The sequence below is a fragment of the Sinorhizobium sp. 7-81 genome, assembly GCF_030124405.1.
GTDB lineage: Bacteria > Pseudomonadota > Alphaproteobacteria > Rhizobiales > Rhizobiaceae > Sinorhizobium > Sinorhizobium psoraleae.
Map to the genome: position 1 here is coordinate 1,090,736 of NZ_JASKLT010000001.1, position 12,145 is coordinate 1,102,880.

A 12,145-nucleotide genomic window follows, 5' to 3' on the forward strand; every position below is an offset into this window, starting at 1 on the left:
GCTGCCCTTCTTGCGTAGGCTTGGACCCGATCCGGTGAATTGGTCAGTTGCGTGCGACGGCATCGGCAAGACCGGCCATGGTGGTGAAATGGTAATCGGGCTCGGTGAATTCGGTCGGCTCGATCGTGCTGCCATAGCCCTTCTGTGCGTGGCGACGCTCGCCGGCGATCGCGACACCTGCCTCAGCGGCGATCTCGGCGAGGCAGTCTTTGATGCCAGTCTCGAAGTCGATCAGCGTGCCGACGACGTCGAAGGTCATGTATTTGAATTCCGGAAGGCTCTTGCGCACGTCGATTCCCCAGTTTTCGGGCGCTCGCTCGGGAGCGCCGGCTTCGTGAAGAAGATTGTTCTGTTCCCGGCGGCGGATGATCTTTCCGCTCTTGGTGAAAAGGCCCGCATTTGCTGAGATCCGACCCTTTTCCTTGACTTGAGTTTGGCACTTGTGCCGCACGGAAGTGTCCGAAAAGACATTCTGCTGCGGCACAAAATTCCGAATATGACACTTTCGCGATATATCGCGTACCGTCATCCGTCAGGTCTTCAGAGCCCGGCGAACATCCGGGTCTTCCAGGGTCTCATCCAGTGTTTGGCGGGTGCGCTCGATAATCGCGTCGATCTCCGTTTCGCTACAGCAGAGAGGCGGCGCGTAGCCCAGCACGCCATTGGCGAAGGCGCGGATAACGAGACCGTTTTCCCAGGCGCGATCGAAAATGCGCCGGGCCGGTTCCGCGGCCGCCGGCAAGGGCGTCTTCTTTGCCTTGTCGGCGACGAGCTCGACGGCCGCCAACATGCCGCGGCCGCGCACATCGCCGACGAGCGGGTGGTCCCTCAGCCTTTCGAGACCTTCCATCAGCCGAGCACCGGCCTTCACGCCGTTGTCCAGAAGACCGTTCTCGTAGAGCTTCAACACCTCGAGGCCGACAGCGGCGCTCACCGGATGCGCCGAATAGGTGTAGCCGTGACCGACGGCGGCAGCTCCGGCGCCGTCCGCGATCGTCTGGTAAACATGATCGGCCATGAAGACCGCGCCCATCGGCACATAGCCGGAGGTGAGACCCTTGGCCGTGGTGATGAAATCCGGGACGATCTCGTCCTCGGTTGAAGCAAAGAGCGGGCCCGTGCGGCCGAAGCCGGTTATCACCTCGTCGGCAACGAAGAGGATGCCGAGCTCGCGGCATAGTTCGCGCATCGCCTTCATCCAGCCCCTGGGCGGCACCAGCACGCCGCCCGAGCCCTGGACAGGTTCGGCGTAGAAGGCGGCGACGCGCTCTGGGCCGATCTCCGCGACCTTGCGACGGAGTGCCGCCAGCGATGCATCAATGATTGCCTGCGGGTCCCCACCCACCGGATTGCGGTAGGCATAATGCGACGGGATCTTGTGCTGCCAATCGAACGGGATGCCAAACCCCGCATGGAAGGCCGGCAGCGCGGTCAGGCCGGCGCCGACGGTCGAGGAGCCGTGATAGCCCTGTTCGACCGAGATGAATTGATCGCGCTGCGGCTCGCCCCGGGCAATCCAATAGTAGCGGATAAAGCGGATCGTACTATCGATGGCGTCGGAGCCTCCGAGGGTGAAATAGACGTGGTTGAGGTCGCCCGGCGCGCGTTCGGCCAGTTCCGAGGCAAGGCGGATCGCAGGTTCCGAACCGAGGCCGAAATATGCCGTCGCGTAGGGCAGCTCGCGCATCTGCTTTGCCGCCGCCTCGACGATGCTCTCATGTCCGTAGCCGGCATTGACGCACCAGAGACCGGCGAAGCCATCGATCAGTTGCTTGCCCGATGCGTCGGTGACCGTCGCGCCCTTGGCCGAGGCGAGGATGCGCACGCCGAGTTTTTCATGGCCGCGATAGGAGGCGACCGGATGGATGAGGTGGGCGCGGTCGAGTTCTATGAGGGAATTGCTGTACATGACGATCTCCGGATCAGCCGAGCGCCTGGTTGGCGAGGGCGAAGGTGGTGGCGGCGGGCTCGGCGGCGCGGTGGATTGGCGGCTTCATCATGGCGATGCCGCCGCCGACATGGGCGAGGCCCTGTTCGGCAAGCCAGCCGGAAAGATCGGCGTCCGCGGGGGTGTCGACGCGCAAGAAACGGCCCGGCCGCATGGCGATGAAATGGCCGACGAGCGCCTTGGCGTCGTCGAGATCCGCGGCGACAACGGGACCGATGACCTCGCCGCGGCCAAAGGCGCGCAGCGCAGCAAACCCGGAGACGTGGCCGCCGCGGCGAAGCACGGCGAATTCGCCGGCCTTGGCGAGATAAGCGACCAATCCTTCGCGGTCCGCGCCGAAGGCGCGGCGGTCAAGTCCAGCGATAGCGTCGATGTCGGCAGCGGTTGCGGCCTCGATCCCCGGCGGCACGGCGACGTCGCCGACCACGCCCTGGTGCTGCAGCACGCGCCCGGTCTCCCGAAAGCCAAGTTTCTCATAGAGCGGCAATCCCTCGACGGTCGCCACGAGCCGCAGCGGCCGGTCGCCGGCGATCCGCAGCGCGGCATCCATGAGCGTCCGGCCGAGACCGCGGCCGCGCATCGTCTCGTCGACGATCACCATGTTGATCATGGCGCAGTCCGCCTTATAGGGCGTGACGAGCACGGTGCCGACAACTCGGGCATCCTCGATAGCCACCACGCCTTCGCTCAAGGTGAGCGCCATCTGCCAATCCTCCAGGCGATGCGGCCAGCCGGCCTGCCGGGAGAGACTGGCGGCGGCTTCCAGATGCTCTGGACCGAAGGCGGTGATGTCGATCTGATTTGACTGCATGGGAATGTCCTTCATTTCCTGCCCTGAAGTCTGAAGGAGTGGCAGCGGGCAGATCGTCTGAAGGCCGCGTCCCACGCGATATCTTATAGCTTTGCTCTCACGGGCCGCCGCATCTTATGCTGGCAGGCAGGAGCGGAAGCGGAATGTGGGCGGCAATGAGCAGGGGCGGCGGGCAAAGCTCGCAACCTTCTGCCAAAGCCGACTCTGGATACGATAGATTCTGCTTCGATCGGCGCGAAATCAGGTGAGCCGAGGAATAGCTGGCGCCTATGATCTTACACGTAAACCCTGGTCCCGCTCTTTCAAGGATAGTTCACATGTCGACCTTCCGGCCGAAATACATCACCTTCGATTGCTACGGCACGCTGACCAACTTCCAGATGGCGGAAGCAGCGCGCGACCTCTACGGCGAACAACTCGACGAGTTGCGCATGGAGGAGTTCATCAAGAATTTCGCTGCCTATCGCCTCGACCAGGTTCTCGGCGACTGGAAGCCCTATGCGGAGGTGGTGCACAATTCGCTCGAACGGACCTGCAAGCGCAATGGCATAAAATTCCGCGAGGAAGCGTCGCGCATGGTCTATGAGCGCGTCCCGACCTGGGGTCCGCATCCCGACGTACCTGCCGGTCTCGCCAAGGTCGCCAAGGAGATTCCTTTGGTCATTCTCTCGAATGCGATGAACTCGCAGATCATGTCGAATGTCGAAAAGCTGGGCGCTCCTTTCCACGCCGTCTACACCGCCGAACAGGCACAGGCTTACAAGCCGCGGTTCAAGGCGTTCGAATACATGCTCGACATGCTCGGCTGCGGGCCGGAGGACATTCTCCACTGCTCGTCCTCCTTCCGCTATGACCTGATGTCGGCGCATGACCTCGGCATCAAGAACAAGGTCTGGGTCAATCGCGGCCACGAGCCGGCCAATCCCTATTACGGCTACGTCGAGATCACCGACATCTCCGGCCTACCGGGCGTCGTCGGTCTTTAGAGAGAAGGCACACCGCCATGAAATTCCTGTCCTACTGGCACGACACCGCCCCGGCCTTCGCCGGGGCCGCTTCGGGTCCGGTCAATGGCCACCACGACGTCGCAGTGATCGGCGGCGGCTTCACCGGCCTCGGCGCCGCCCGCCAGCTCGCCAAGGCGGGTGCGAAGGTCGTCGTGCTGGAGGCGGAGAACGTCGGCTGGGGCGCCTCCGGCCGCAATGGCGGCCACTTGAACAACGGGCTCGCACACAGCTATCTGGCGGCAAAGGCGGAACTCGGCAAGGAGCGGGCGATTGCGCTCTATAAGGCCTTCGACGACTCGATCGACATGCTCGAGGCGCTGATCGCCGAGGAAGGGATCGATTGCAATTTCCGCCGCGCCGGAAAGCTGAAGCTCGCTTCCAAGCCGCAGCATTTTGACGCTGTCGCGCGCAACTTCGAAGCCGTGCACGCGGAGGTCGACCCCGATACCGCGCTTCTCAGTGCAGACGATTTGAAGCAGGAAGTCGGCGCGCCTTTCTTCGGCGCCATGCTCTCGAAGAAGAGCGCTATGATGCATATGGGCCGTTACGTCGTCGGCCTCGCCGAAGCGGCCCAACGCCACGGCGCCACCATCTTCGAGCAGGCAGCCGTAACAGAACATCGACAGGCGGGCAGCCGTCATCACCTGAGAACAGCGCGGGGCAGCGTCACTGCGGATGCAGTGCTTGTCGCCACCGGTGCCTATACGCCTTCGACCTTCGGCTTTTTCCGCCGTCGCATCATCGCGGTCGGCAGCTTCATCATCGCCACGCGGCCGCTGACCGAAGCGGAGATCGCAGCGACGATGCCTGGCAACCGCACCTGCGTCACGTCGATGAACATCGGCAACTATTTCAGGCTCTCGCCGGACAACCGACTGATCTTCGGCGGCCGCGCCCGCTTCTCGGCCACCTCCGACCAGCGCTCGGATGCGAAGAGCGGCGCAATTCTCAAGGCAAGCCTCGCCGAGATCTTCCCGCAACTGGCCAATGTCGAGATCGACTATTGCTGGGGTGGCCTCGTCGACATGACCAAGGACCGCTTCCCGCGCGCCGGCTATCATGACGGGGTCTGGTATGCCATGGGCTATTCCGGCCATGGGGCGCAGCTTTCGACGCATCTCGGCATGATCATGGCGGATGCCATTCTCGACCGGCCCGACCGAAATCCGCTGAAGGGCCTCGACTGGCCGGCCGTGCCTGGACATTTCGGAAAGCCCTGGTTCCTGCCGCTGGTCGGCATGTATTACAAGATGCTGGACAGGATTCAGTAGGCTTGCTGTCAGGAGCATAGGCGCGTGCGCTTATCCCGGCGCATGCTCGAGGCTCCCAGCGCTTTCCTCGCGAAGAAGCCCCATCCTGGATCGCAACGCTTCCTGGGCGGATAAGCCCACAGGAAGTGATCACTTCTTAAAAGCTGGTGCGGAATGCCGCGGCCGTTCCTCGCTTTACCTGCTGCACAGGCAACGCGCCTCGAAGGCGCCGACAGACAAACGGATGGCGGGCGGGGGGTGAGGGGCCGCCCGACGAGATCGTCATCTGCCGACACCTGATAGACCTCGGCAGATGCGTTATTCAATGCGCCGCGGGCTACTCGAGCCCGCCGATGTGAAAGCTCTTCATCTCGAGGTATTCCTCGATCCCTGCCTGAGCGCCCTCGCGACCGAGACCGGACTGCTTGACGCCGCCGAAGGGAGCGACTTCGGTGGAGATCGCGCCGGTGTTGAGGCCGATCATGCCGAATTCGAGCGCTTCCCCAACCCGCCAGGAGCGTTTCAGGCTTTCCGTGAAGAAATAGGCGGCGAGGCCGAAGGGGGTGCCGTTGGCAATCTCGATCGCCTCCTCTTCCGTCTCGAAGCGGAAGAGCGGGGCAACGGGGCCGAAGGTCTCTTCGGTCGCGAGCAGCATGTCGGGGGTCGCACCGGTCAGCACGATGGGCGCGGTGTATTGCGCACCCTCCGGCAGCGATGTGCCTCGGGCCGCGACTTTTGCGCCCTTGGCGAGAGCATCCTCCACATGGCGGTCGATCTTGTCGATCGCCGCCGCGTTGATCATCGGCCCGATCGCAATACCGGGCTCCGTGCCGGGGCCGACCTTCATGGCATTGACGCGGGCGCCGAGCTTCTCGGCGAAGGCATCATAGACGCTGGCCTGCACCAGAATGCGGTTGGCGCAGACGCAGGTCTGACCGCCATTGCGGAACTTCGAAGCGATCGCGCCTTCGACCGCGAGATCGAGATCGGCGTCGTCGAAGACGATGAAGGGGGCATTGCCGCCGAGTTCGAGGGAGAGCCGTTTGACGCTGTCGGCGGCGCCCCGCATCAGCAGCGACCCGACGCGCGTCGAACCGGTGAAGGAGATCTTGCGAACCGTCTCGTTCGCCATGAACTCGTTGCCGATTGCAGCCGGCATGCCGGTGACGATATTGATGACGCCGGCCGGAATGCCGGCGCGCTCGGCAAGCACGCCGAGGGCGAGCGCCGAAAACGGCGTGAACTCCGAGGGCTTGATGACCACGGTGCAGCCGGCGGCGAGGGCAGGTGCCACCTTGCGGGTGATCATCGCGTTCGGGAAGTTCCACGGCGTGACGATGGCGCAGACGCCGACCGCTTCCTTCAAAACGACGATGCGGCGGTCCGCGGTCGGCGAGGGGATGGTGTGGCCGCCGATGCGGCGGGCCTCTTCCGCGAACCATTTGACGAAGGAAGCGCCGTAGCGGATCTCGCCGCGTGCCTCGTCGAGCGGCTTGCCCTGCTCCATCGTCAGCAGCAGTGCCAAATCCTCGAGATTTTCGATCATCAGCGCGTGCCAGTGCTCCAGTAGCGCGGCGCGTTCAGCGTGCGTCTTTTTCTTCCAGGGCCCGAAAGCGGCACTGGCAACGTCGATCGCCGCCCGGGTCTCGGCCGTTCCCATGTCCGGCACGGTACCGAGGACGGCCTGGCTGGCCGGATCTATGACCTCGACGACGTCGCCTGATGCCGCGCCGATCCACTCACCGCCGATCAGCCCGGATTGCTGGAAAAGTTCGTTGTCCTTCAATTTCATGTGCTCTCCCTCCTGGAATCAGTCGAGCGCGGCGACAACCGCCGCGGTAATGGTTTCGGTTCTGTCTTTTCCCGGCACCGTGCCGATGCCGCGGGTAGTCGTTCTTTCGAGCGCCTCCATGACCCTCCGCCCTGCCTCTCTTTCCCCGAGATGCTCGAGCATCATGGCGCCGGACCAGATGGCGGCGATGGGGTTGGCGATCCCGAGATGAGCGATGTCGGGTGCGGAGCCGTGTACCGGCTCGAACATCGACGGGGCGCTTCGATCAGGGTTGATGTTGGCGGAAGCCGCAAAGCCGAGACCGCCCTGAATGGCGGCGCCGAGATCGGTGAGGATGTCGCCGAAAAGGTTCGAGGCGACGACGACGTCGAGGCTTTCGGGGGTCATCACCATGCGCGCGGCCATGGCGTCGATGTGATAACTCGTCACCTCGACATCCGCGTATTCGGCGGCGAGCTGTCGCGTCATCTCATCCCAGAACACCATGGAGTATTTCTGGGCGTTGGATTTGGTCACCGAAGCGAGCTTGCCGCGGCGTTGTCGCGCCTGTTCGAAGCCGAAGCGCAGGATCCGTTCGACGCCCGTGCGGGTGAAGATCGAGGTCTCGACCGCGACTTCATCGCCTGTTCCCTGATGCACGCGGCCGCCGGCACCGGAATATTCGCCCTCGGTATTCTCGCGGATGCAGAGGATGTCGAAATTTTCCGCCTTCAACGGACCTTGTACTCCCGGCAGCAGCCGGTGCGGCCGGATATTGGCATATTGCACGAAGGCCTTGCGGATCGGCAGGAGCAGGCCATGCAGTGAGACGGAATCCGGCACCTCGGCGTGCCAGCCGACGGCGCCGAGAAGGATCGCATCGAAGCGGCGCAAGATTTCGATGCCATCCGTCGGCATCATCGCGCCGGTCTCCTTGAAAAAGGCGCAGGACCAGGGAAAGGGCGTGCCGGTGAGCGAGAAGCCGGAATGCCCGGCAACGGTCGAAAGAACCTGCCAGGCTGCATCCGTTACGTCCTGGCCAATGCCGTCGCCGGGGATGAGTGCGATCGAATAGGATTTCATGAAAGCTCCTAGAGGCTGATGAGAACGCTCTTGCTCTTGCGGTTGGCCTGGTATGCCTCGCGGCCGAGATCCTTGCCGATGCCCGAGCGTTTGTAGCCGCCGGTCGGCAGGATGTGGTCGCGCGAGCGGCTATAGCGGTTGACCCAGACTGTGCCGGCCTGCAGCAGTCGCGTTAGCCGCAGCGCGCGCGACAGGTCGCGAGTGAAGAGACCGGCGGCAAGGCCGTAGGTCGGGTGGTCGGCAAGCGCCAGGGCCTCCTCCTCGTCGGCAAAGGTCTGCAGGGTTAGGACCGGTCCGAAGATCTCCTCGGTGATTGCCGGCGAGGAGCCGTCACGGACGGCGATCAGCGTCGGCTGGTAGAAATAGCCTGGCGCATCCATTTGGCCGCCTCCAAACAGACATTCGCCGCCTACCGAGACGGCCGCCTCGACGATGCCGTGGATGCGGTTCAATTGGCGATTGGAGATAATGGGCGAGTAGTCGGTCGCCTCGTCCCAAGTCGGCCCGGCCTTTGCCACCCTCATGCGTCTGACGATCGCCTCGGTGAGCGGGGCGGCTATGCTTTCTTCGACGATCAGCCGCGAGCCGGCGATACAGGCCTGGCCGGCATTGGAGAGGATGCTTTGTGCGATCGCGGCGGCAGCCTTGTCGAGGTCCGCGTCGGCGAAGACGAGTTGAGGACTCTTTCCGCCGAGTTCCAGCGTCATCGGCTTGACGCCGGTGCGGGCGATATTGGCCATGATGGCCGAACCGGCGCCAGTCGAGCCGGTGAAGCTCACCTTGGCGATGTCCGGATGGCCGGTGAGGGCAGTGCCGGTCACCGGACCATTGCCCAGCACGATATTAACGAGACCGGCCGGCAGGCCGGCGCGGATCGCGAGCTCGGCGAGGTAGACTGTCGAAAACGGCGTCATTTCCGATGGCTTCAGGACAACTGCATTTCCGGCGGCAAGCGCGGGGCCGAGCTTCCAGGCGGCCATCGAAACGGGAAAATTCCACGGGGTGATGGCGGCGACGACGCCATAGGGCTCGGTCATGACCATGCCGAGACTACCGTCGTCGGTCGGCACGAGGTCGCTTCCTTCCTTGTCGGCGAATTCGGCAAAGAATCGGATCTGCTCGGCGCTGACGGCGATATCGCCGGCGACCAGATGACCGACAGGCCGGGTCGACGAAAGCGCTTCGAGTTTGGCGAGGGTCTCTGCCTCGCTTTCGATCAGGTCCGCCCAGCGCTGCAGCGCGACGGTGCGCTCACGCGGCCGCACGCCGCCCCAGTTGCTTGCCTTTAGCGCCTGCTGGGCGGTCTCGACTGCGCGGTCGACGAGGGCTTCGTCGGCGAGCGGGCATCCCGCGTAGGCCTTGCCGTCGGATGGCCGATGGATGTCGATGACGCCTTCGGCCGGAAGCAGCTGGTCGCCGATGAAGTGCCCGACGGGCAGGGGAAGAGTGTCGGGGTCAAAGCTGAGAGTCATATCGGGTCCTCGGATAAGCTCATGCGAGGCTACCGGAAGAACGCGAGCAGCATGCATCGAGTGGCGATGCGGCGACGGCCGAAAATTACGTTTTCGGTGACGGAACAGCGAAATCTTCGGAGGTTGAGATGGGCCGGTCGGTGACGTATCGGCGATGCACCGGCAATCTGACTGGGGCACGAGAAAGCGATTGCCAGTCTGGAGCAGCGACGACACGCCAGAAAGCCGCGAGCGTGCCGTGGTGGCGAGGATGCCGGTTTGCCGGCAAGTTTCCGCCGAAACCAGTCCGAGCGCGATCCGTGGCGGATAGGCCTGTCTCAAGCGCCCCGATCGCATCGCGCGGCGAGCACTACATGACCGTCACGTAGATCTTGCGCACCGTTTCGATCGTCTTCCAAACACCGACGAAGCCTGGCTTCATGACGAAGCTGTCACCGGCCTTGTAGGCGACCGGCTCGCCGCTTTCCGGCGTGAGCTCGACAACACCCGAAAGGATATGGCAGAACTCGAAGGTCTCGCCCTTGATCGAGCGCGTCTCGCCGGGGGTCGCTTCCCAGACGCCGGTATGGATCATCTCCCCGCGGGCGACGTCCTGCGCCCAGCTCTTGAAGGACGGGTTGCCGGAGATCAGCCGCTCCGGGGGCGGACCGGATTTGCGCGGCGCGAAGGAGGGGCTGGTGTCGATCGTCTTCAACAGGGGCATGGCTTTCCTTTCCTGGGATTGAGAACTTAGTAGCCGCGTCTGCGATCGATGAGGCCGATCGGATCGAGCCCGGCCCGGTGACGTTTGATGTTTTCGATCACGGCTTCGGCGGCGCTTGCCGGCTGGGTGACGCTCGCGATGTGTGGCGTCAGCAGAATTTTCGGATGGCGCCAGAAGGGATGTCCTGCCTGCAGCGGCTCGGGGTCGGTGACGTCGATGACGGCGCCGGAGAGATGGCCGGTGTCGAGTGCCTCAAGAAGTGCCTGGTGATCAAGTTGCGGACCGCGGCCGACATGAACGAGCCCCGCCGCGGTCGGGAGCTTAGCGAAAAGCGCAGCATCGAGGAAGCCACGCGTCTCCTCGGTCAAAGGCAGGAGACAGATGAGAATGTCGGTGGAGCCCAACAGACTGTCGAGACCGTCCGGACCGTGCAGGCATCTGACACCCTCGAGTTCGTGCGCACTGCGGCTCCAGCCGGATAGCGGAAAGCCGAAGGCCTTCAACCGTTCGAGCACCGCGATGCCGAGCATGCCGAGGCCGAGCACGCCGATGCGGCGTTCCGATGCCTGGATCGGCGCGATGGCCTGCCAGTTCTGGCGCCGCTGTTGGTCGAGATAGGACGGTAGGTGGCGATGGAGCGCGAGTACTCCGAGCGCCACATATTCCTGCATCATCCGGACGATGCCGTCTTCGACCATCCGCACCACCTTCACATGCGGCGGCACCGCGTCGATACGGAACTGGTCGACGCCAGCGCCGATCGAGAAGAGGATTTCGAGGTTGCGATAGCGCGCGAGATCTTCCGGAACCGTCCAGGTGATCAGGTAGCGGACCTCATCTGGCTCAACCCCCGCGGGGTTCATCGAGAAGGGAATGTCGGGCAGTTCACGCGAAAAGGCTTCGGCAAAGATCGCGCCGCGCTTCGCGTCGGAGTTGAAGAAGAAAGTCATCGCGGTTTCTCCTTCTTGGGTTCTCAGGCGCGGCAGCGCTCGCCGAGCGCCTCGACCATGGCTTGGCAGGCCACGAGTTCATCGGCGAGGATGAATTCGTCCGGCTTGTGGGCGCGGCCGATCTCGCCGGGACCACAGATGATCGCGTCGATACCCGCCCGTTGAAAGAGTCCCGCCTCGGTGCCGTAGCTGACGGCGGGCAGAGGCTCGAGGTCGGTCAAATCCTCAAGAAGTTTTGCGAGAGGCGCATCGGTGGGCAGAGAAAGCGCCGGATAGGCGCTGAGTTCCCGCCACTCCACCTGAAAGCCGCGCGCCGAAAGCCCTTCGGCCACTTCGCGCACGGGCGCGAGCAGCGCGGCCGGATCGACGCCGGAAATGGCCCGCGCCTCAAACTCGGCCTCGCAGCTGTCGGGAATGATGTTGACCGCCTGGCCGCCCTTCACCGTTCCGGTCTGGAGGGAGGAGTAAGGTGGTTCGAAAACGTTCTCGAAGGGACCGCGCGTCAGCCGATCGGCTTCCGCGACGGCACGGGAAAGCACGCCCGTAATGCCATGGATCGCATTCAGCCCCTCGTCGGGCCTTGAGGAATGGCCGGAGCGGCCCCTGACCGTCAGCCGAGCGGCGGCCTTGCCCTTGTGCGCGCGGATCGCGCGCATGCCGCTCGGCTCGCCGATGATCGCACCAAGCGGGCTCACACAGAGCTCCGGCAGGCGGGCGATCATGTGCGGCACGCCGCGACAGCCGGCCTCCTCGTCATAGGAGAAGGCAATATGGATAGGCCTGCGGAGCGGCGCGGCCGCGAGCCCCGGGACCGCCGCAAGAACGGTGGCCAGGAAACCCTTCATGTCGGTGGCGCCGCGACCATAGAGCCGGCCCGCCTCGGCGCGCAGGCGAAAAGGATAGCTCGTCCAGCCGCTCTCGGTGGCGGGGACGACGTCCATGTGACCTGAGAGGATGTAGCCCGGCACCTCCTTCGGACCGATCGTCGCAAACAGATTCGACCGGTCACCCTCAGGACCGGGAAGCACAGCGACGGCGATGCCGTGGCTGTGCAGATAGTCGCGTATCCAGGCCACAATGTCGGCATTGCACGTGCCGACGACGGATGGGAAGCCAACAAGCTTCTCGAGGATTTCGACTGCCTGCATCG

At 64.0% G+C, this 12,145-nt stretch carries 11 protein-coding genes; 2 read left to right on the forward strand and 9 right to left on the reverse strand.

Features of this window, described 5'->3' with window-relative positions; genetic code table 11:
• Positions 1–43: 43 nt before the first annotated feature.
• The 3 genes from QN224_RS05255 to QN224_RS05265 all read right to left on the reverse strand — a co-directional run bounded on the left by QN224_RS05255 (position 44) and on the right by QN224_RS05265 (position 2,759).
• Positions 44–289 (reverse strand): hypothetical protein, encoded by a 246-nt coding sequence (locus tag QN224_RS05255; protein ID WP_283976101.1) that lies wholly within the window; start codon positions 287–289, stop codon positions 44–46.
• A gap of 243 nt (positions 290–532) precedes the next feature.
• Entirely contained in the window at positions 533–1,909 is a 1,377-nt protein-coding gene (locus tag QN224_RS05260) for an aspartate aminotransferase family protein (protein ID WP_283975808.1), read from the reverse strand.
• Between the two features lie 13 nt (positions 1,910–1,922).
• On the reverse strand, positions 1,923–2,759 hold the full coding sequence (locus QN224_RS05265) for a GNAT family N-acetyltransferase (RefSeq protein ID WP_283975809.1): 837 nt from the start codon (positions 2,757–2,759) through the stop codon (positions 1,923–1,925).
• Between the two features lie 317 nt (positions 2,760–3,076).
• Between QN224_RS05265 and QN224_RS05270 the strand changes: the two genes are divergently transcribed.
• Positions 3,077–3,745 (forward strand): haloacid dehalogenase type II, encoded by a 669-nt coding sequence (locus QN224_RS05270; protein ID WP_283975810.1) that lies wholly within the window; start codon positions 3,077–3,079, stop codon positions 3,743–3,745.
• A 17-nt stretch (positions 3,746–3,762) separates the two neighbouring features.
• A complete protein-coding gene (locus tag QN224_RS05275; protein WP_283975811.1) occupies positions 3,763–5,037 on the forward strand; it encodes an FAD-binding oxidoreductase in 1,275 nt (424 codons plus the stop codon).
• 316 nt (positions 5,038–5,353) lie between these two features.
• Here the strand turns inward: QN224_RS05275 and QN224_RS05280 are convergent, their stop codons facing one another.
• From QN224_RS05280 to argE, 6 genes are all read right to left on the reverse strand, one after another.
• Positions 5,354–6,808 carry an NAD-dependent succinate-semialdehyde dehydrogenase gene (locus QN224_RS05280; protein WP_283975812.1) on the reverse strand — a complete coding sequence of 485 codons (1,455 nt, stop codon included), beginning with the start codon at positions 6,806–6,808 and terminating at the stop codon, positions 5,354–5,356.
• A gap of 18 nt (positions 6,809–6,826) precedes the next feature.
• Positions 6,827–7,870 (reverse strand): tartrate dehydrogenase, encoded by a 1,044-nt coding sequence (locus tag QN224_RS05285; RefSeq protein WP_283975813.1) that lies wholly within the window; start codon positions 7,868–7,870, stop codon positions 6,827–6,829.
• A gap of 8 nt (positions 7,871–7,878) precedes the next feature.
• On the reverse strand, positions 7,879–9,342 hold the full coding sequence (locus QN224_RS05290) for an aldehyde dehydrogenase family protein (RefSeq protein ID WP_283975814.1): 1,464 nt from the start codon (positions 9,340–9,342) through the stop codon (positions 7,879–7,881).
• 349 nt (positions 9,343–9,691) lie between these two features.
• Positions 9,692–10,045, reverse strand: a complete 354-nt coding sequence (locus QN224_RS05295; protein WP_283975815.1) for a cupin domain-containing protein — start codon at positions 10,043–10,045, stop codon at positions 9,692–9,694.
• A 26-nt stretch (positions 10,046–10,071) separates the two neighbouring features.
• Positions 10,072–10,995, reverse strand: coding sequence for a glyoxylate/hydroxypyruvate reductase A (locus QN224_RS05300; protein ID WP_283975816.1), 924 nt, complete (start codon positions 10,993–10,995; stop codon positions 10,072–10,074).
• Positions 10,996–11,018: 23 nt separating this feature from the next.
• Positions 11,019–12,143, reverse strand: coding sequence for an acetylornithine deacetylase (gene argE, locus QN224_RS05305; protein ID WP_283975817.1), 1,125 nt, complete (start codon positions 12,141–12,143; stop codon positions 11,019–11,021).
• Positions 12,144–12,145 lie beyond the last annotated feature (2 nt).

Excerpts from the sequence above, each read along its gene's own strand:
- QN224_RS05300 (WP_283975816.1), bottom strand. The coding sequence starts at position 10,995 with ATGACTTTCTTCTTCAACTCCGACGCGAAGCGCGGCGCGATCTTTGCC.
- QN224_RS05275 (WP_283975811.1), top strand. The coding sequence starts at position 3,763 with ATGAAATTCCTGTCCTACTGGCACGACACCGCCCCGGCCTTCGCCGGG.
- QN224_RS05265 (WP_283975809.1), bottom strand. The coding sequence starts at position 2,759 with ATGCAGTCAAATCAGATCGACATCACCGCCTTCGGTCCAGAGCATCTG.
- QN224_RS05270 (WP_283975810.1), top strand. The coding sequence starts at position 3,077 with ATGTCGACCTTCCGGCCGAAATACATCACCTTCGATTGCTACGGCACG.
- argE (WP_283975817.1), bottom strand. The coding sequence starts at position 12,143 with ATGCAGGCAGTCGAAATCCTCGAGAAGCTTGTTGGCTTCCCATCCGTC.
- QN224_RS05280 (WP_283975812.1), bottom strand. The coding sequence starts at position 6,808 with ATGAAATTGAAGGACAACGAACTTTTCCAGCAATCCGGGCTGATCGGC.
- QN224_RS05285 (WP_283975813.1), bottom strand. The coding sequence starts at position 7,870 with ATGAAATCCTATTCGATCGCACTCATCCCCGGCGACGGCATTGGCCAG.
- QN224_RS05295 (WP_283975815.1), bottom strand. The coding sequence starts at position 10,045 with ATGCCCCTGTTGAAGACGATCGACACCAGCCCCTCCTTCGCGCCGCGC.
- QN224_RS05290 (WP_283975814.1), bottom strand. The coding sequence starts at position 9,342 with ATGACTCTCAGCTTTGACCCCGACACTCTTCCCCTGCCCGTCGGGCAC.
- QN224_RS05260 (WP_283975808.1), bottom strand. The coding sequence starts at position 1,909 with ATGTACAGCAATTCCCTCATAGAACTCGACCGCGCCCACCTCATCCAT.